The sequence below is a fragment of the Priestia sp. YIM B13552 genome (genome assembly GCF_042787775.1).
Taxonomy (GTDB): Bacteria; Bacillota; Bacilli; order Bacillales; family Bacillaceae_H; genus Priestia; species Priestia megaterium_E.
In genome coordinates, this window is record NZ_JBHZOU010000002.1 from 345471 (window position 1) to 365622 (window position 20152).

Annotated in this window: 18 protein-coding genes; 3 read left to right on the plus strand and 15 right to left on the minus strand. The window is 39.6% G+C overall.

Annotated elements, in window-relative coordinates; translation table 11 throughout:
- Positions 1-171 precede the first annotated feature (171 nt).
- The 10 genes from purU to ACFX40_RS07930 all read right to left on the minus strand — a co-directional run bounded on the left by purU (position 172) and on the right by ACFX40_RS07930 (position 12809).
- Complete coding sequence (gene purU / locus ACFX40_RS07885) at positions 172-1074, minus strand: formyltetrahydrofolate deformylase (RefSeq protein WP_028410890.1); 903 nt, start codon at positions 1072-1074, stop codon at positions 172-174.
- A gap of 285 nt (positions 1075-1359) precedes the next feature.
- Positions 1360-3165, minus strand: a complete 1806-nt coding sequence (locus ACFX40_RS07890; protein WP_028410889.1) for an IucA/IucC family protein — start codon at positions 3163-3165, stop codon at positions 1360-1362.
- Complete coding sequence (locus ACFX40_RS07895; protein WP_377254772.1) at positions 3162-4319, minus strand: MFS transporter; 1158 nt, start codon at positions 4317-4319, stop codon at positions 3162-3164. The genes ACFX40_RS07890 and ACFX40_RS07895 overlap by 4 nt, the downstream gene beginning before the upstream one ends.
- Before the next feature lie 3 nt (positions 4320-4322).
- Complete coding sequence (locus ACFX40_RS07900; RefSeq protein ID WP_028410887.1) at positions 4323-5612, minus strand: lysine N(6)-hydroxylase/L-ornithine N(5)-oxygenase family protein; 1290 nt, start codon at positions 5610-5612, stop codon at positions 4323-4325.
- Positions 5591-6184 (minus strand): GNAT family N-acetyltransferase, encoded by a 594-nt coding sequence (locus ACFX40_RS07905; protein WP_028410886.1) that lies wholly within the window; start codon positions 6182-6184, stop codon positions 5591-5593. Before ACFX40_RS07905 ends, ACFX40_RS07900 begins: the two co-directional genes overlap by 22 nt.
- Positions 6181-7935, minus strand: coding sequence for an IucA/IucC family protein (locus ACFX40_RS07910; protein ID WP_377254775.1), 1755 nt, complete (start codon positions 7933-7935; stop codon positions 6181-6183). The genes ACFX40_RS07905 and ACFX40_RS07910 overlap by 4 nt, the downstream gene beginning before the upstream one ends.
- Positions 7913-9433 carry a pyridoxal phosphate-dependent decarboxylase family protein gene (locus ACFX40_RS07915; RefSeq protein ID WP_028410884.1) on the minus strand — a complete coding sequence of 507 codons (1521 nt, stop codon included), beginning with the start codon at positions 9431-9433 and terminating at the stop codon, positions 7913-7915. Before ACFX40_RS07915 ends, ACFX40_RS07910 begins: the two co-directional genes overlap by 23 nt.
- A gap of 1 nt (position 9434) precedes the next feature.
- Positions 9435-10799, minus strand: coding sequence for an aspartate aminotransferase family protein (locus ACFX40_RS07920; RefSeq protein ID WP_028410883.1), 1365 nt, complete (start codon positions 10797-10799; stop codon positions 9435-9437).
- A gap of 262 nt (positions 10800-11061) precedes the next feature.
- On the minus strand, positions 11062-11754 hold the full coding sequence (locus ACFX40_RS07925) for a copper homeostasis protein CutC (protein ID WP_272766975.1): 693 nt from the start codon (positions 11752-11754) through the stop codon (positions 11062-11064).
- 251 nt (positions 11755-12005) lie between these two features.
- Positions 12006-12809 (minus strand): hypothetical protein, encoded by an 804-nt coding sequence (locus ACFX40_RS07930; protein WP_377237874.1) that lies wholly within the window; start codon positions 12807-12809, stop codon positions 12006-12008.
- A gap of 165 nt (positions 12810-12974) precedes the next feature.
- Here ACFX40_RS07930 and ACFX40_RS07935 point away from each other — a divergent pair, with 165 nt between their 5' ends.
- Both ACFX40_RS07935 and ACFX40_RS07940 read left to right on the plus strand, forming a co-directional pair.
- Entirely contained in the window at positions 12975-14402 is a 1428-nt protein-coding gene (locus ACFX40_RS07935; RefSeq protein WP_098526103.1) for a cryptochrome/photolyase family protein, read from the plus strand.
- Between the two features lie 240 nt (positions 14403-14642).
- Positions 14643-15848, plus strand: a complete 1206-nt coding sequence (locus tag ACFX40_RS07940) for an ATP-binding protein (protein ID WP_028410879.1) — start codon at positions 14643-14645, stop codon at positions 15846-15848.
- Between the two features lie 19 nt (positions 15849-15867).
- Here ACFX40_RS07940 and ACFX40_RS07945 read toward each other — a convergent pair whose 3' ends face one another.
- The 3 genes from ACFX40_RS07945 to ACFX40_RS07955 all read right to left on the minus strand — a co-directional run bounded on the left by ACFX40_RS07945 (position 15868) and on the right by ACFX40_RS07955 (position 16920).
- Positions 15868-16017, minus strand: a complete 150-nt coding sequence (locus ACFX40_RS07945; RefSeq protein ID WP_155920505.1) for a hypothetical protein — start codon at positions 16015-16017, stop codon at positions 15868-15870.
- A 133-nt stretch (positions 16018-16150) separates the two neighbouring features.
- Positions 16151-16636, minus strand: coding sequence for a metal-dependent hydrolase (locus ACFX40_RS07950; protein ID WP_025750238.1), 486 nt, complete (start codon positions 16634-16636; stop codon positions 16151-16153).
- Between the two features lie 116 nt (positions 16637-16752).
- Positions 16753-16920, minus strand: a complete 168-nt coding sequence (locus ACFX40_RS07955) for a hypothetical protein (RefSeq protein ID WP_014458527.1) — start codon at positions 16918-16920, stop codon at positions 16753-16755.
- Between the two features lie 123 nt (positions 16921-17043).
- On the opposite strand from ACFX40_RS07955, the gene ACFX40_RS07960 reads away from it, so the two are divergent.
- Positions 17044-17286, plus strand: a complete 243-nt coding sequence (locus tag ACFX40_RS07960) for a hypothetical protein (RefSeq protein ID WP_028410878.1) — start codon at positions 17044-17046, stop codon at positions 17284-17286.
- 37 nt (positions 17287-17323) lie between these two features.
- On the opposite strand, the gene ACFX40_RS07965 is transcribed toward ACFX40_RS07960, so the two are convergent.
- Complete coding sequence (locus ACFX40_RS07965; protein WP_028410877.1) at positions 17324-18748, minus strand: NAD-dependent succinate-semialdehyde dehydrogenase; 1425 nt, start codon at positions 18746-18748, stop codon at positions 17324-17326.
- Positions 18749-18779: 31 nt separating this feature from the next.
- A complete protein-coding gene (locus tag ACFX40_RS07970; protein WP_060746012.1) occupies positions 18780-20150 on the minus strand; it encodes a sigma-54 interaction domain-containing protein in 1371 nt (456 codons plus the stop codon).
- Between the last annotated feature and the right edge of the window lie 2 nt (positions 20151-20152).

A 20152-nucleotide genomic window follows, 5' to 3' on the forward strand; every position in this document is an offset into this window, starting at 1 on the left:
CTTTTCTCGCAGGAGTCCCTCCAATCAACCACTAGAAGCAACTAAACAGATGAAATCTACGTTTACCATGAGCATAAAAAAATCCGAACGAATTTCATTCTTTTTCAAGAATCTCGATTCATCGTTCGGATCTTCCTTCGGCTAAACTACTTTTTAATAGCCTAGTCTTTGTTAATTAAATACAATTGTGCGGTTTTCATGCACTAAAATGCGGTCTTCTAAATGCCATTTCACAGCACGTGCGAGCACCGTACGTTCAATTAAGCGGCCTTTTTTCTTTAAGTCATCCGCATCATCACGGTGGTTCACGCGTTCAATATCTTGTTCAATAATTGGTCCTTCATCCAAGTCGTCCGTTACATAGTGAGACGTAGCACCAATTAACTTTACACCTCGTTGATATGCGCGTTCATATGGACGTGCTCCAATGAATGCCGGTAAGAATGAATGGTGAATATTAATGATACGATACGGATTTTCAGCCACAAAAGTCGGCGTTAAAATTTGCATATAACGCGCCAAAATAATCACGTCAATATTATAATCTTTTAATATCTGCAGCTGTTTGGCTTCTGCTTCTTGGCGAATGTCTTTTGTCGCCGGTATATGCTTAAACGGTATACCAAATGATTCAACCACTTCGCGCGCATCTTCGTGATTGCTCACAACGACCGCGATGTCTGTCATCAAATCTCCGCTTTCCCATGCCCACAGCAGCTCTAGTAGACAATGAGGCTCTTTTGACACAAAAATAGCTGTTTTTTTCAAATTATGAGCATATGTAAACTGCCAGTTCATTGAAAACGTATCGGCAATTTTTTTGAAGCTTTCTTCTAGTTTTGTTTCTTTAGCTAATAAATCCTCACATTCAAATTCGAAACGGATAAAAAACATACCCCCTTCGTGGTTCGTTGAATGTTGACTTGATTCTACAATATTTGCACTGTGCTCATGTAAAAACGTAGACACAGCGGCTACAATACCCGGTTTGTCCGGACAGCTAATTAGCAGCCGACCTCGATTTTTATATTTCTCTTTATATGAAGTTAAATGTTTTTGAATATGCGATTTCATGTAATTCCCTCTCTTTTTTTAAATATACAGACAATTGTACCATTATCCTTGTAGCGATGCGACATTGAAATAGTGCTTTGACAAAAGAAAGCCGAAACGTTTGCTTCAGCTTGTGTACTTGTTGTTCTAACATCTACTACATCAAATCGTTCATTCACTCACTTTTATATTCTACACATACATAAAATGAGTGTTTCCTAAAGTGCTGCAGCTCATCCCCTTCGTTTCCTGCTTTTGAATTAACCATAAAAAAGCCGCTAGCACAATACCAGCGGCTTTTCCTTATTATTGCACAGCTTTTTCACTCACTTCATGCAAGGCATTTCGTACCTTGCCATATTCGCTTGCGTGAGGACGATCTCCGCCATCTTCGTATCCGTAATCAAACATTCGATTTCGATTTAACGTTAATTTCGTAATGGTCGGACGTAATAAATCAAACAGTTCAAATCGTTTTTTCAAATGTGGAAATGATGCTTGATAATGTAAAATTTCTGCTCGTACACTTTTCCAAAAGTCCGCTTCTTCTACGCCTTCATGCTCTTCTAAAATAGTTGCTAAATAGCGGAAGTGACAAACAAATAACCCTGTTAAAATAAACTGCGTCAGTCCTTCCGGTTCTTCGCTGCGCAGCACTTCTTTTAATTCAAAAGATAGCTGCTGCAGTTCTTCAAACGGCTGATCGCTAATATTCACGTCATCTACAAAATCTTTCATAATAATTCGAACGGGCTTGTTATGTTTGAGCACTAATACCGTATTTTGACCGTGCGGGGAAAATACAGTACCGTATTGATACAAGTAATGAAGAAGCGGCGGCAACACAGCGCTGGTTAACGCATCGATCCACTCGGCAGGAGTTAAGTCCGACTTTTCTATATACGACGAAACTAAAGCTTTCCCTTTACTGTCAACATGTAAAAGCGCAGCTAGCGTAATCGCATGCTCTCCTTCTTCTAACTCTTGATAGATGCTTTCACGCCAAACGACTCCCAGCATTTCTAAATACTGATAAGGCGCGTTTTTAATAGAAGCAAACGTTGGCTGAGTTACGTTTAACGTAGCCACTTCACCTAAAAGTCCTACTTTGCACGTATCTTTTAAAAACGCATCGCGATCTCGTATGCCTTTTATGTGCTTAGTTACTTGAGGAGCAATTACCGTCCGCTCACTTGGAAGGCCTCTGTACACAAGCGTATTTAATATACTCATGGGAAGCTTTACATGATATTTATCTCGATTTGTTGTATTCACAAATGTACGAATCGACTGCTGAGGCAAGTATTGATCTTCACCTTCTCCTAACGGAACAATTAAGTTATTTGCAATGTATTCAGCGAATAAAGGAACAATCACGTTCATCCACTGCCATTCATGGACGGGAATATAGTAATAGTCGGCTGCTAAAAGGTCTTGGCTTGTTAATTCTTTTTCGAATTCAGCTAGCTTCTCACCGCTTAGCTCCTGCTTCATAACATCATCAAAGCCGAGGGTATCTAATGAATGAAACGAAGCAATTTGCTTCGCTACAGCAATCCATGAAAGCTGAATTTTTTGTTTTTGCTCAGGTGCAAACCGCAGATAATCATCATAGCCAAATCCGATGCGGCCTTTGTTATATGTAATCCAAGGATGTCCCATCATTTCACCTTCTAGCTCTGCATAATCCATATCTGCTAATTCATCAGCTGATTTTCGTTTTTGCAAATGCACGTCTGCTATTAATGTATGAAAATATTCTTTTGCTAAGTGGCCTGCGGTTGAGCTAGACATTCCTTTGTCTTCAGATAGGCTAATTAACAGCTGCAAGGCCTCAGAAAATGTAGGGGTTGACGTTTTAGATGTCAGCTTAATACTTTCTGGCAGTACGGAAAAACTGTCAAACAATCGCTGTTTCGCTTGATATGTATACGTAACACCCCGGTGGTCTTCCCACTGGTAGGTGGAAATCTCCCCCTGCTTTTGCAGTTCCTTCGGTGCGATAATATGTTCATACATAAATTCCTGCAGCATTTTAGCTAAAAGCTGTCGATTTGCTTTTTCCCATGATTGCTTATTAAATACGGAAAGATTCGTTTGTTTGATTTTCATCCTTCATTCTCCTTTACTTGTCTTAGAATAGGGATTGTTTTATTACGCAGCGGCATTACAGCGCTAGCAGCTAGCAAAGCAGCGGCACCAGCTGCCAAAGGAAGCGCCAAATTCACTTTGCTGATTTCTAGTGCTAAAAGCGGTGCAATCAGCAGGGCAATATTTTGAACAGCAATAAGCCAGCTGTAATAGTAAGCAGCTTCTTCTTTGCTTTTTTGAAATAAATAGATATCAAGTATAACCATGCTGAGATAAAATCCGGCTCCATATAACATTCGACTTATAATAAACATGCTGAGATGATCGGCATATGCTTGCAAACATAGCAGTAAAGCACTAGCACCCGTTACGCCATAAAAAAGCGGTATAACTTTGCCATTAAATAGCTTTGTAGGTACCGTAAGCTTTAAGATGATCGCCATAATGCTCGGCATCACATATAACAAAGCGCTGCCTTGACTGCTCATGCCATATGTGTCACTTGTAAACAATGTAAAATAAGGGCGAATGACATTGTGTCCAAGGTGAAAAAAGAAAATAGCCAGCAAATAGAAAAAAATAGGCTCGTTTATACTTTGAATGTATGCTGGTGTTTTTTCTTTTTTTAAAGATGAAGCTTTTCTTGTTATAAGCCATAAGGCCAGTACCATATCAGCTAAAGCAAAGTACTGATATACTTTAAGCGGCATTTCCCAAGCAATAATTGTACTTCCAAACAAGCTAGCGACAATAATAGCCGTATGAACAATAAATACATAGGTTGTTGCAGCGCTTGCCTTTTTCTGTCCATTTTTCATGCCGCCTACTAAATATGGGTACAAAAGATATAAACTGCTTTGAAACACAAGTAATACTAACGAAGCGGCTAAAAATCCATAAAAAGTAGAAACTTCGCTCAGAATGACTTTAATTAAGGCTGTCATTAGAAGTGACGCTACGGTTATATGTTTTACTTTCCACTTCTTAAGCAGCATTCCCCATAAAGGAGTCATAACAATGACCACAATCCGGCAGCAAATAATAAAAAAAGACGTCATTGCAACTCCATCTACATGGAAAGCATTTGTAAAATATTGTGGATAAAATGGTGATAATAACACTTCCGACGTCATGGTCATAAACAAACAGATAAAAACAAAGCGCGGAGAAATCATCTCTTAAAATCCAAACTTTTGGAAGACAGTATTTTTATATATTTTGTACACGTTTTCACCTGCAATTTGATTAATCAAGACAGCATTTCGATAAGCGCCTAAACCTAAGTCTGGTGCTCCAACCCCGTGTGTATGAAGCTCTCCGTTTTGAACAAATAGCGGAGCGCCTTTTTTCTTCATCTCAACTTGATAGGATTCGCTAATTTTCAGCTGTCCTTTTTCATCGAATAGCAAATGTTCTTTTAAACCTTCCATAAAAGCAGGCTCTTTTGCATGATAGCCAGTAGCCATAATGACAATTTCACTTTCTTCTTTTTCAAACGAGTCCTGCTCGTATTGGTGAAGAGTAAGAAGATGTGTGTCGTTTGTCTTTTCAACGCCTGCAAGTTCCGTAAGCGCGCGCATTGTTAGCGGCACTTCTTTCCCGCCAATCGTTCGTTCGTAAATCAACTCATAAATATCACCGATCGTTTCAAAGCTTATTCCTTTATACAGAAGAGCTTGATTTTGTAAAACGCTCTCTTTTTTCTCTTGAGGCAATCTATAAAAATAGCGGGTATAATCCGGTGAAAAATGTTCAAGGCCAAGCTTTGAATACTCCATCGGATAAAACCCTTTTGAGCGCGTATACCAATTTAGCTTGTAATCAAATTCAGGCTGCTGTTGAAGTAAGTCATAGACAATTTCAGCTGCGCTTTGACCCGAGCCAATTACGGTTATACTTTTAGCCTTCAGCGTTTGTTCACGATTCATTTTATAATGAGCGGAGTGATAGAACGTATCGCTGGCTACTGATTGAAAGTCTCTTGGCACTACGGGCTGTGTACCTACTCCGGTTACAAGATGATAGCTGTAATAGGTATGAAGCTTTCCTTCTTTTTCAACTATTACTTCGTAGTATGGTTTAGCATCTTCATACATTTTGACTTCTTTTACTGTGCTGTTAAACTCAAGCCCGCTCAGCTGGCTTGCTACCCAGCGGCAATAGTGATTGTATTCGTTTCTTGGGATATGAAACTTCTCAAAGAAATAAAACTGATATAAGCGCTCATGCTCATGCAAATAATTTAAGAACGTGTATGGACTTTTCGGATCCACCATCGTGACCACGTCTGCCATAAACGGAACTTGAAGAGTTGTCCCTTCTAAAAGCATTCCTGGATGCCAATTAAACTCATTTTTTTGTTCAAAACATTTATATGTACAATCTGTTTTATCAATTAAAGCTGCTAATCCTAAATTAAATGGACCAACTCCTACTCCAATTACGTCTAAAATGTCCCGTTGTTCCATTCGCTCCACCTTCTTTCAAATACTTTTCTTTCACATTTCAGCAGTACGCCTGTTTTATCAGGAAGCGACACTTCTTTCATAAATTGAAACCCGCATTTTTTAAATACTGCAATCATCTTTTCATTACGTATATCTGGTTCCGCTATTACTTTAGCAGTATCTGCTACCTCGAACTTGTGCTTTAGTAAACTAAGAAGGAGCGGATAAATATAGCCTTTTCCTAAAAAATCAGGTTCTCCAATTAATAAATGAATCCCTTGATCTCCTTTTTCATAAGGGTAATAGTTACTGATAATATCGCCTTCAACCGTATAAGATTCCCAATAGCTCATAGGTACACCGTCAATTTCTCCAATTAGCAGTTTTTGATGGGAATCAGCGAGAAATGTTTTTAAATGCTGCTCATACGCCTGTTTTGAAATATTTAAATTCCAATACGGAATAACATGCGGTTCATGCATCCACTTGTACAGCCGTTCGAAATCTTTTGCAAAAGAAACAGAGCGAAAGGTGATGCTCTGCTCCTTTTGCTGAATCATAAAAGGATACTGCGTTTGTAATGCCGATTTCATACCCGTACACCTGCAGATTCGTACAGAGGATTTTCAACATTTACATAAACAGACTGCGTTTCAAGAGAGCCTACCAGCTCATCCATATCATGAACGCGCGTTAAGAAATTGGCTTTGCAAGGAAGCACTTTCTCTTCTAACATCGATGAAACAAGCCCCGTATGATCTTTTTCTGTGTACATCTCGATTTCTTGTCGCAGAATCAATAGCAGATCTGACTCTTGAACGAGGCCAGCTGCCCCAAAAGCATTAACTAATCCTAAAATATGATTAAATAATACGTAATAACGAAATCTTTCTTCTGCTACAGCGTCATCACATACCGTATCGCTTTCTCCGTTTAAGGAAGGAAGCAGCTTGCGAAGCTCTTGTTCCTTTGATTTCATAAAGTAATAGCCTTGGTTGTCACGGTAGTAAAACATCGATGGATATCCGTTTTCATCAAGTTTAATAACGGAATTTTGCTGATGAGCTTCCAGCGCAATTCCTTTTTGAGTGTAAAGCCACATCATAGGATGAAAAGAAACATCTAAATAGCGTTTAAACCAGCGCTTGCTTATGTCTTCATTCGTGCTATTTTCATTTGAAACAATATGATTAATAATATTTTCAATTTGAGAAGCTTTCCCAAACACGTGATCTTGACACAAACTTGCTAAGAGCGTTGTAAGGTTCCCATGCTCACCTTGAAAAGGGTTGCTTCGAACCATGACTTCAAACCCAAGCTCCTTTGTTCCAAGCGTGATGTAAGCAGGGTCTTCAATCACTTGAAAAGCCGGATGATTTTCTTGAAGCTCAGCCTGTAATCCCTTTTGCAATAAACGACTCACTTCTACACCTCTGCTTAATTCTTTACGTTTATTCACTCTCAGTGAATTCGTAATCTTCACCGGAATAGAAAATTTGTACATTACATCTGCATCTTCACTGTATACGGTTCGAACAGACGAAGTCGGATAAAACGGCTGACCATGTGGCCCTAGATAAGCAAGCCTGCCTTTTTGAATCCATTCACACACTTCTTCTTTTCCTAAAAGATAACGAGCTTGCAGCGGATGCATAGGTATAAGTGAATAGTCGTCCGCTTGGCAATGCGACTGTATGAATTCTTCAGAAACCCTCTTATCTTTTTTCAACTGCTCTTTAATAAGCTGTGATGTGGTTTGACTCCCGGCGGACTGCTCTGCAACAAGCGATTTATGTGCTTTAAAATAATGAAGCTGAAATTTGCCGTTCACTTCAGGCCCAAACACCTCTTCTTCTTCAGGTAATATCCCTTGACGGCTTTTAGGTGTCGGATGCAGCTGGTGGCCAATAAGCAATGACTGCTCAGATTCTAAGAACGTTTTGTCCCATTTATAGCACGTTTCTAACTCTTTCTGTCTTTTTTCAATGAACAATTTCATATTTTCATAGCTTAGTAGCACACGTACAATCAGCTCATTTACCTGTAGTAAATGATCTGTTACTTCTTTTAAAAGAAAGGCCAAAAGAGTGACGACATCTAACTCCTTGAGCTCCTCTTTCTGAATGCGATAATAAAAGACCGGAAAGAACAAGTGACGTCCGGTAGCTGAACGGTACTTTACTGGAAAGTAAAGAGTTACCGGCTGTTTTTCTAGTCTAAGAACGAGCGTTTCCTCGCTTTTTATTTCTGAAACGGACTGCCATACTCCCTTACCTGTTTCTCGAATATAGCAATTAATAATATTTTGCATCGTAATAAAATTAGCCGATAACTGAGCGTTCACGTAATCGTTCCTCCTTTTTCTCCAACTCTTTTCCTAAAGCCACGACTTCCTCTAACTGAGTGGCAACAGAATCAACTGTAATCATAGGATTTAACATCGTTAGCTTTAAATATGCCTGCTCTTTGTGCTTTGTTTTTGCCATGATAAAAGTGCCTTTTTCGTATAAATGCTGCTGAATACGCTGATTCAACTTATTTTCATAATGCTGCTGTTTTTGACAATCACCATATAAAGTATCTGGCACATAGCGAAATACAACCGCGTTCAGATAAGGATCATTTAACACCGCAATATTCCTTTGCTTTCGTAAATGTTCAGCTGTTTGCTTAGCCGTTTCAATCGTATGATCAACCATTTTTCCATACTCATTTGTACCTACTGCACGGAAAGTCAGCCATAGCTTCAAGGCGTCAAATCGTTTGGTCGTTTGAATACTGCGATCTACCAAATGTACATGCTCATCTTCTTCAGGATTTAGATAATCGGCATGAAGCTGAATGTGTTTGAACATAGCTGAATTCTTCAGCAAAAATGCCCCGCAGCTTACCGGCTGATAAAACCACTTATGAAAATCCATCGTAATAGAATCTGCTCGTTCAAGAGCTTTTAAGCGTTTACGATATTTATGTGAAAACAGCAGCGCTCCTCCATAAGCGGCGTCAGCATGAAGCCAAAGCCCTTCTTTTTTAGCTAATGCACTTATTTCAAAAAGAGGGTCTACGCTTCCAAAATCCGTCGTACCTGCCGTTGCTACAACAGCAAAAGGAAGGTTTCCCTGTGCTTTGACTTCCCGTATTGCTTCTTCTAAATTTTCTATATCCATCTCGTGCCTTTCATTGCACTTTACACTCACCACTGCATTCATGCCCAGTCCAAGCTGAGCTGCAGATTGCTGCACCGTAAAGTGGGCTTTTTCCGAGCAGAAAATCCGCAGTTTTTTAGCTTGGAGCGGTAAACCTTCTTCACTAACATCAATTGAAAATGCAGCATGACAATACTCATTACGAGCAAGCAGAAGTCCCATATAATTCGACTGAGTCCCTCCGCTTGTAAAAGCGCCGGAAGCAGAGCTTGGATAACCAATTTGTTGTGTTAATTCATCAATCACTTGATCTTCTATATACGTAGCTGCCGGACTTTGATCCCACGAGTCCATAGATTGATTCAAAGCAGAAATCATCACTTCCGCAGCAAGGGCCGGTATAATCGGAGGGCAATGCAAGTGTGCCATTGCCCCGGGATGCGAAATATGAAGCGAATGATCCATCACTACAGCTTGTACGTCATCAAACAGATCTTCTAGCGGCTGTTCGTGTTCGCTAAAATAGACCGAGCGATTGACTAAGTTCGATAGTTCGTGAATGTCTATGTGAGTATAAGGGGCTTTTAGTGTATGGTAGTGACGTTTAATCATCTCTGTCATTCCGCCTATCATCGCTTCATAATTCTCGAGGCTTTCTTTGGATGATGATAAAAACCACTTTTCAAACGGCGCCATTTTATTTATTCACCCACTTCTCTTCTGCTGCTTTTATCGCTTCTTCAAATCTCGTTAACACTTCATCGGTTTGTTGTTTCGTTAAAATTAATGGAGGAAGCAGACGAATAACAGCACCATGTCTTCCGCCCACTTCTAAAATGACGCCTCTGTCGAAACATTCTTTTTGAATCAGCTTAGCTAACTCACCGTTTGCAGGATGACTGCCGATTTTATTAGCCGGCTTTGTTGCGTCTATGATTTCAACGCCCAGCATTAAACCTCTTCCGCGTACATCGCCAATTGAAAGTACTTGCTTTTGAATATGTTTTAGCTGACTCTGAATATAAGCTCCTAATTCATGAGCATGTGCAGGTAAGTTTTCTTGTTTTATAAATTGCAGAGTGGCTTGTCCTGTAGCCATCGCAAGCTGATTTCCTCTAAAGGTGCCGATATGTGCACCCGCTTCCCATTGATCCAGCCTTTTATCATACAGAACGACTGATAAAGGAAGGCTGCCTCCAATTGCTTTAGATAGTACTAATACATCCGGTTCAATATCAGCGTGCTCAAATGCATACAGCTTTCCTGTTCTTCCAATTCCAGTTTGAACTTCATCTACAATAAGCGGAATGTTTCGTTCTTTTGTGATTCTGCGAAGCTCTTTTAACCATGGAATCGGCGCCGGAACAGAGCCTCCTTCTCCTTGTACAATTTCTACTACAACACCCGCCGGAGTAACAATTCCGCTTTCAGGATCATCCAGCATATTTTCAATGTATGTACTAATGTACGTGTGACCTTCAGCACCTACCCCAAATGGGCAGCGGTATTCATATGGATAAGGTAGAAAATGTGTATCGGGTACTAGCGCATGAATGTGTTTTTTGGGACTCGTTGTACCGCTGATGCTTAACGTGCCGTGCGTGGAGCCGTGATATCCCCCTTGAAAAGATAAAATCGTTCGGTTGCCTGTTGCTGTTTTTACAAGCTTCAAAGCCGCTTCAATCGCGTCTCCTCCAGTTGGACCGCAAAATTGGATTTTCGCTTTATTTGCAAAGTTTTCTGGTAAACTAGCGAATACTTCATCGATAAAAGCTTCTTTCACAGGCGTTGTTAAATCTAATGTATGTAAAGGAATAGATTTTGCTAAAACGTCTTGAATTGCTTCATGAACTACGGGATGGTTATGACCTAGAGCAAGTGTACCGGCTCCGGCTAAACAATCAATATACTCTTTTCCATCCATATCCGTAATCACAGCGCCTTTTGCTTGTTTAATTGCAATAGGAAGGCGTCTAGGATAAGACCTTGCATTGGATTCACGTTCATTTTGCATAGCAAGCAGCATTTCGTTTGATGTAAGTTGTTTCGTTGACGTTGACATATCATATCCTCCTGTTTTTTCAATTGATAATGATTTTCATTAACAATTACAACAATAAATGATAATGATTATCACTGTCAATAATTATTCTGAAAATATGAAATTATTCCTACTTCACTCTAAAGTCGGGAAAACACAGCATTTCTCTTATGTATCAAGGATTCAAAGGTTTTTATGACGTTTTCCAATTAGGGAAAACTATGTAATAAGTCCCTTTCTATTTCCAAATAAAAAAGTGCTACAATTTCTTGTAGCACTTCTGTTACTTTTGCTTATTCATCGTTTCTTTTGCAGCTTTTACACTCCTTGGGTCAAGCGGTTTCGTATATTGACAATTCACTCGAACCCCTGAACCAATACGAATTTCTTTCACGGGAGTAACGGATAAGAACGCTTGAAGATTTTCAGGTTTCAGCCCTTTTGTCCCGATTAAAATGATATCTTTATCTTTCATTCTTCGTAACAGTTTTTTAATATGAGGAATACCGTTTAGTGCACTTTTATCCGCTCCTGAAGTCATGACACGCTGAATTTGCTTATAGCTTAAAAGCGTTTCAAGCGCCTTTTCTTGATCACTGATTTCATCAAATGCCAAGTGGAACGTTACATTCATTTCTCCTGCCGCATCCAGCAGTCGCCTTAAAGCTTGCTCATCAATAATTTTGTCTTCCGTTAAACAGCCAATTTCAATTCCATCAATGCCAATTTCTCTTGCATAGTGAATATCTTCAATCATTGTTTGCAAATCGTCTTCATCATATTGAAAAGATTGATTATGTGGACGAATCATCACAAATATTGGAATATGTATCGTTTCTTTCACTTTTTTCATCAAACCGTAGCTTGGGGTTAAGCCGCCTTCACCGATTCCAGTTACAAGGCTTATACGATCGGCACCATGTTCCTGGGCAACTTTAGCATCATGTAAGGTTGCAGCTGTGACTTCTAATATCATTCTAAAAACACCCTTTCCCCTTTAATATAGAGCTTTTGCCTTCTTTTCCCTGTATTTATACTTAAAAAACTCTACCAAACTCTCTTATGTAAGAAAACACCCAAAAGATGTGATTAATATTTTCAAAAAATTGAATGTCATGGAAAAAGAGTAAGAACTATTCTTTTTCTCATGACGTTTCAATTAATAAAATTCTATATTTATACTAAAGATTCAAAAATACATCCCTTTTATCTAGGGTAAAGGGTTTATTAAAAAGAACGTGGATTTGGTTGTTGCATGAACATCCAATCATTTAAAGAATGAGGCGGCTGGTGACCAACCGGTGCTGAGAAATCGCGGCATCCGCAATCATGCATCGGCATCTGACCCATTTCCCCGTGCATTGGCGCCATTCCACCTTGCATTGGCATTTGACCCATTCCTCCGTACATTGGCGCCATTCCACCTTGCATCGGCATTTGACCCATTCCTCCGTGCATTGGCGCCATTCCACCTTGCATCGGCATTTGGCACATTCCTCCGTGCATTGGCGGCATCCCTCCTTGCATCGGCATTTGACCCATTCCTCCATGCATCGGCATTCCATCTTTCATCGGCATTTGACCCATTCCTCCATGCATTGGCGGCATTCCTCCGTGCATCGGCATTTGACCCATTCCTCCATGCATTGGCGGCATTCCTCCGTGCATCGGCATTTGACCCATTCCTTCATGCATTGGCGGCATTCCTCCGTGCATCGGCATTTGACCCATTCCTTCATGCATTGGCGGTAGCTCTCCGTACATTGGCATTTGATTCATTTCTTTTTGCATCGGCGGCATTCCTCCGTGCATTGGCATTTGATTCATTCCTCCATGCATCGAAGGCATTGCATCTTTCATCGGCGGCATTTCTCCGTGCATTGGCATTTGATTTGCGCCTTCTTGCACCGGCATTGCCTGCATTTCTTTTGCAGAAGGCATAGGCGGCATTTTAGCAGGTTTAGGTGCTGCTTGCATATATGGATTGGATATCGGTTGTCCGGTTTGTTTCATTCCATACGAATTTCTCATTTTTAAGGGCTCCTTCCCATTCTCTTACTCTGTTTACGTTATTCTTTTTACCATCAATCTGAAATTCGTCCATAAGAAAATAGGCCTTCTACACATTCAAAATTGTAGAACGTATAAGAAAAAAGCTATAATCGAGGCAAATTGCAGATAGAAAGGTGGCACATGATGAATAAAACCATTATCGTATGGATTCGAAAAGATTTTCGGCTGGTTGATAACCCAGCTCTATTTCAAGCAGCTAAAGAAGGAATGGTTGTACCTGTTTATATCCATGACGACTATGAAGAAAGCTCAATGGGAAGTGCAAGTAAATGGTGGCTTCACCATGCGCTGAATGACTTTAAAACCTCGATCGAAAAAATAAAAGGAACGCTGATTGTACAAAAAGGAAACCCTAAAGATGTGTTGCAAAAATTACTCCATGAAACAAATGCACAAGATATTTATTGGAATAGACGCTATGAACCACATGCGCTAAAAAGAGATAAAGAGCTTCAAGCTTTTTTTTCAAAGCAACAAATAAATATTCGCACATTTGAGGGATTTCTCCTTCATGAACCTTGGAAAATCATAAAAGAAAATGGAGATCCTTATAAAGTATTTACAGCTTATTATAAAGCTTCTCAAAAACATTCCGTATCTTCTTCTGTAAAAAAAGTTACTTCCATACAGGCCTCCTCTAAACCGGTTGAATCCCTTTCAGTCTCAGATCTCGATTTGCTTCCAAGCATACCGTGGGATGAAACGATTAAGTCGACGTGGGAAGCTACGGAAAAAGGCGCTATTGATGTGTTCAAAACGTTTTTAAAGAATAAGATGCTTCATTATGAAAAAGGACGAGATTTTCCTGCTGAAGCATTAAATTCGTTTCTATCTCCTTATTTGGCTACAGGACAGCTCTCAGCTCGAGTTCTTTATCATTATTTGAGAACTAAAGCTGAAAAAGTAGGTTCCGATGCTTTTGAACAGCAAGCTGAAATGTTTATTCGTCAACTTATATGGAGAGATTTTGCTTATCAGCTGCTTTATCATTTCCCGCACACTACAAGTGAACCGCTTAATGAAAAATTCAAGCAATTTCAGTGGGCTGAGGGCAATGAAGAGCTTCAAGCTTGGAAAAATGGAAAAACCGGCTATCCCCTTGTCGATGCCGGAATGCGGGAACTGTGGGAAACAGGGTTTATGCACAATCGAGTTCGAATGGTAGCTGCTTCCTTTTTAGTAAAGCACCTTTTAATTCATTGGAAACACGGAGCCAATTGGTTTTTTGATACCTTAGTAGACGCAGATTTAGCTAATAACACAATGGGCTGGCAGTGGGTTGCAGGCTCAGGAGCAGACGCCGCGCCATATTTTCGTATTTTTAATCCAATTACTCAATCAGAAAAATTTGATAAAGAAGGAGAATATATTAAAAAGTGGCTTCCAGAGCTTAAGGATATTCCTTCTTCTTATATTCATAAACCTTGGGAGGCCCCAGCAGACGTATTAGAAAAAGCAAACGTTACACTTAATAAAACATACCCGACTCCAATTGTCGATCATAAAGCAGCTAGAGAGCGAGCGCTAGAGCATTATCAGCATATCAAATAAGAGGTAAATCACGCCTCTTATTTGATGTGCTGAATTTTTTAAACGTGTAAAAAATTCCCTTTCTCATCTATTTACAACTAAAAACATGTATTTGAAATCTTTTTATAGGGTTTTCAAGCCCTATTCCCCTCCATATAGCACATTTGATTTTTCATATTTTTTCCTATAATTTGAATATATAATAATGATTATATATGCTTGAGAACTCTCTCATTGCATAGATCTGATTGGAGTGATTCGATGCCCGTTTGTCCTTCTTGTAACTATAAGGAAGATTATAATTTTTGCAGAATGTGCGGCACTCAAGTTCGGCACACCTTCACGAACCAAGAAGATCAGCTTTTTTATCCATTAAAAGATCGAATCATTACGGATGATAATGAACCAAAGCATCAAGCTATTTTATCTCATACCCATGATTTAGTATGTGCTATTACTGAAGATGGCATTTATGAATACGCTTCTCCTTCTTACGCTAAAACGTTAGGCGTTTATCCTGATGAGCTTATTGGCCAACATGTGCTTATCAATGCGTATCCCGAAGATAAACACATAATCTCGACTATTTTAGCTAACATGAGCAAAACAAAAGATGCTTCCACATTTGAATATCGAAAGTTTCACGTGAACGGCACCATCGTTTTATTAGAATGTAAAGGCGCTCCAATTATTACATCCACCGGAGAAATCGAAGGATTTGTATTTGTCTCACGAGACGTAACAGAAAAAAGACAAGCAGAGAAAAAGATCCGAAATTCAGAAAAACTTTCTGTCATTGGTCACCTTGCTGCAAGTATCGCACACGAGGTTAGAAATCCTTTAACAACCATTAAAGGGTTTATACAACTGTTCAGTGAGACACAGCAGCCGAAAAAAACAATGATTTATCGAGATCTCATTCAGCATGAACTTTCACAAATTGAACATATCATCTCAGAGTTTATGAGTTTAGCTAAACAAGAGTACGTATATACAGACAACCTTGTTATTACCGACTTGTTAGATGAGGTATTAAAACAATTTGAACCGGCTACTGGAGTCAAAAACATCCACATCATTCGTCATTATCCAAAAGAACATCCCCTGCTCGTTAGTGGACAAAAAACACAGCTAACCCAAGTATTTATTCATGTTATACAAAATGCCATTGATTCGATGGAAAGCGGCGGCAAGCTGGCGGTATCGATTGAAAAATCAGCGAGAGAAACGCTGTGTATTGTGATAAAAGACAATGGATGTGGAATTGATTCAAAGCGTATCCCTCATATAGGAGAGCCTTTTTATACAACAAAAGAACGAGGAATAGGCCTAGGACTAACAATTTGCAACAAAATTATTAACGAACATAATGGTTTTTTTCATGTAGCCAGTGAAAAAAATGACGGCACAAGTATTACCATTACCCTTCCTATAAAAACGACTGAACTTTACGTAGTGGAAGTCTAAAACAAATTAGATAAATGCTCTAGTATAAATGGCTTTTTACACCACTGCTGATACCCGTACGAGGCTTCGCTTTCAGCGGGCGGCCATGAGCCTTCTCGCCGCTAGGCTCCTGCGGGGTCTCATCTAGTCTGCTTTTCCCGCAGGAGTCTTCGCCTTGCCCTCCAATCAACCGCTAGAAGCAACTAAACAGATAAGACCTACGTTCACCATTCCAATAAAAAACGAACCACCGATCAAATATTTTGATCAATGGTTCGTCATTCACCTCAGCTAACATACTGTTGTTCCAGCCTCTTCTTCCTTTAAAACAGCTGAGTGTACAGCTGATACTTATAAAGCATATAGAAACTTCCTATTACTGCTAGGTAAAAGATGAGCGTCTCTGCTCCGCTACCTGTTTCATATGTTAAAGGAGGCTTAAACTTCTTCTTGCTAAGAGGTGAGAAAAAAGGTACCCCTCGTTTAGAAAAGAAATCTCCAAGAATATGAAAAGCGTATCCATAGGCTATTCCTAATGTAAAGTCGTTGTCATACATCGTATGTAAATAAAAAATAAGTCCGCTTGCAAGAATAGAATGCGTAATACCTCGGTGTCCAAAAATAGATTTAATTATTTTTGCGAGACCAAGAGATCTTCTACCAATATATGAATTTGGTTCATCAATATCAGGAAGCAGTGCTCCAATCGCGATGCCTACAACATAAGGAAATGTAAACGAAGCGTCTCCTGTTATAGCCACGCCGGCACCGGCAGCAATCGATGTTGCAATATGTGTGTGATATCTCAAATATGCCACCTTCTTTCTTTTTCAACTTAAGACAAGCACTGTGAACAAAATCACACATATGTTCGCCCAACGTTAACTATAAGTGAAGGTGGTAAAAATGTCAAAATAATCTATGATTACGTAAGCTGCAGACCGACTAACCCAATAAGCATCACAAGAAAACTAATAAGAGTACCCTTTCCATTTTTCTTTGCTCTTCCATCTTTTTTGACAATAGAATAAATCCACGTACTCGAATACACAGCGAATCCAAGAAAACCAAATAACGTGATATATGTAAACATACCGAAACTCCTTTGCTTGTCATTACTATTAACTATACGAGATTTTATAAAAAAAACAAAGTAGTATGACGGCTTGTTTAATATCTCTTTCTTTTTCTTATACTAGGAAGAGGAGGGATGGCTATGCAACAGAAGCAGTTGGAAGATATATTCGACTTCTATGGGTTAAGTGAGGTTTATCGCGGCAATTTTGAGGATGTTGAACACCACTGGTTATTTAAAGACGTTGAGGCAACTATACTTGAAGATTTTTTTAACTCTCACGATTGCGAAGATCTTGAATGCTGTACTCTAGAAGAATTTTGTTTTTTATTCATGAATTTTCAATCAATCCATGCACAAATTCCCCACGTGTACTATTACTAAAAAAAGTGATTTCGCAGGAAAGCGAAATCACTTTTTGTTAAAAGCCTAAAGAAATATATTTTACTTCTAAATATTCTTCAATTCCGTAATGTCCGCCTTCACGTCCAAGTCCACTTTCTTTAAAGCCGCCAAACGGCGCTTGTGGTGTAGAAGGTAGTCCATCATTTAGTCCTACAATACCATATTCTAAAGCTTCAGCAATACGAATAGCTTCTGAAATATTTTCAGTAAACACGTAAGCTGCTAATCCATAAGGCGAGTTATTTGCACGGCGAATAACTTCTTCTTCTGTTTGATACGTCGCAATCGGAGCAATTGGCCCGAATGTTTCTTCGTACATACAAAGCATATCGTCCGTTGCACCATCTACAACCGTAGGTTCAACAAAAAGTCCGCTTCCTTCTTCGCGTACAGCCCCTCCAGTTAAGACGTTTCCTCCTTTTGCTACAACATCATCTAAGTGGCGCTTTACTTTTTCTAACGCTTTTTCATCGATTAGAGGTCCGATATCCGTACCTTCTTCTAAGCCGTTTCCGACTTTCAGCTGACTAACAGCCGCTGCAAACTGCTCTGCGAACGGTTTAGCAACAGATTCGTGCACGTAGATGCGGTTTGTACATACGCATGTTTGACCAGCGTTACGGAATTTAGAAGCAATTGCATTTGTTACTGCTTTATCTAAATCAGCATTTGCTGTTACGATAAACGGAGCGTGTCCGCCTAATTCTAAAGACACTTTTTTAACCGTATCAGCTGCTCCGCGCATTAGCAGTTTACCTACTTCTGTAGAGCCCGTAAACGATAGTTTACGTACGCGTCCATCTTGAAGCCACGCTTCTCCAATCGCTTTTGCATCTCCCGTAACTACATTAATTACGCCTTTTGGAATACCCGCTTCCTGTGCCAGCTCTGCTAGTCGAAGAGCCGTTAGTGGCGTTTGTTCTGCCGGTTTAATAACCGCTGTACATCCAGCTGCTAAAGCTGGCGCTACTTTACGCGTAATCATAGCTGCCGGGAAGTTCCAAGGTGTAATAGCTGCCATGACTCCCACAGGCTGCTTATGAGCAAATAATCGTTTATTAGGAGAAGAAGCTGGGATTGTTTCTCCGTAAATGCGTTTTCCTTCTTCTGCGTACCATGAAACGAATCCGTTGGCATAGCCAATTTCACCTTTTGCTTCTTTAAGAGGCTTGCCTTGCTCGACTGTCATTATTTCAGCAAGTTCGTCGGTGTGTTCTTCGATCAGCTGATGCCATTTAAATAATAATTTACCGCGCTCTTCTGCTGTTTTTTTAGACCATGTTTGAAACGCTTCATAGGCAGCATCTGCTGCTAGCTTTGCTTCTTTTTCTCCACCTTTTGCAACAGTAGCCACTACTTCATTTGTTGCTGGATTTACCACTTCGTATGTATCATTTGCTGAAACAAATTCTCCGTTAATATATAAGTTTGCTTGCTTCATATTTCTTCACTCCCTGCTTAAATTTATCTACTCAGTGTTCTGTGCTGTCCGAAACGTACTTTCGAATTTTACGACTCGCTTGTGATTGGCTAATACCAAGCTGTTCCGCTACTTTGTAAGACGACCTATGTTGTTCAAACGCCTTTATGACCATCTCTTTTTCCACATGTTCAATCATTTCAGGAAGCGTATGGACAGGTGGATCGATAGCAAACTCTTTTGCAAAAGGCAAATCTTTAAGCGTAATCATTTCTTCCCCTGTAACAACCAGACGCTCAATGATATTTTCCACTTCACGAACGTTTCCTTTCCATTCTTGTCCTAAAAACGCATCTAACGCCTTTGGTGATAAACGTACATTACGTTCGTATACTGTATTAAAATGGTGAAGAAACTGATAGACAAGCGGCAGAATATCTTCTTTTCGCTCTCGTAAAGGAGGAATGGTGATCGGCACTACGTTCAGCCGATAGTACAAATCACGTCTAAACTTTCCTTCTTCCACCATTTGTTCTAGATTTTGATTCGTAGCAGCAATGATTCGTACGTCTATTGATACTGCTCTTGTTGAGCCCACGGGACGAATTGTACGGTCTTGCAGCACGTGGAGCAACTTACTTTGTGCTGAAAGAGAAAGTTCACCAATCTCATCTAGAAAAAGCGTGCCTTCGTTGGAAAGCTCAATGATCCCTTTTTTGCCTTCTCGAAATGCTCCAGTGAACGTGCCGCCTTCATAGCCAAATAGCTCTGATTCAATAAGCTGTTCAGGTAGCGCTGCACAGTTAAGTTCATGATACGGCTGCTGTTTTCTTGTACTAAGCTGGTGAAGCAGTTTTGCTACTCTGCTTTTTCCTACTCCTGTTTCTCCAAGTAAAAGAACGGTTGTATTTACAGAAGCAACTCGTTGAATGGTTGAAAAAACTTTTTTCATCGCTTCGCTTTTTGTCACGATGCCTTCTAAATCGACGGCTTCGTTTAACTCTTTTTTATAGTTTTCAAGCTGTTCTTCCATCTCTTCTACTTTTCGTTTTAATTCCATCAAGTCTGTGAGATCCCGAGAATAGCTAATAACGCTTTTTAAATGACCGTCGTTTGTAAATACCGGCCTTGTCCGCACATGAAGATACCTGCCGGAGTTTGTTTTTTGAACCAATTCAATCGCTTGATTGGATTCAATCACTTTTAACGTGGCCGAAGGATAAAAAATACCCATTTCCTGCAGTTCTTTTACGTGCTTTCCAATAAAATCTTCCACTTTCAAAGCATAGTTTTTTTCACACTCTGAATTTACAACTAACACATATCCATTCGCATCAGTTACAAAGATTTCATCAAATGATGACTCAAATATATCGTAAAGTTCGTCGTTAATTTGCTGAATATGCTTTTTATGAATGGTCATTT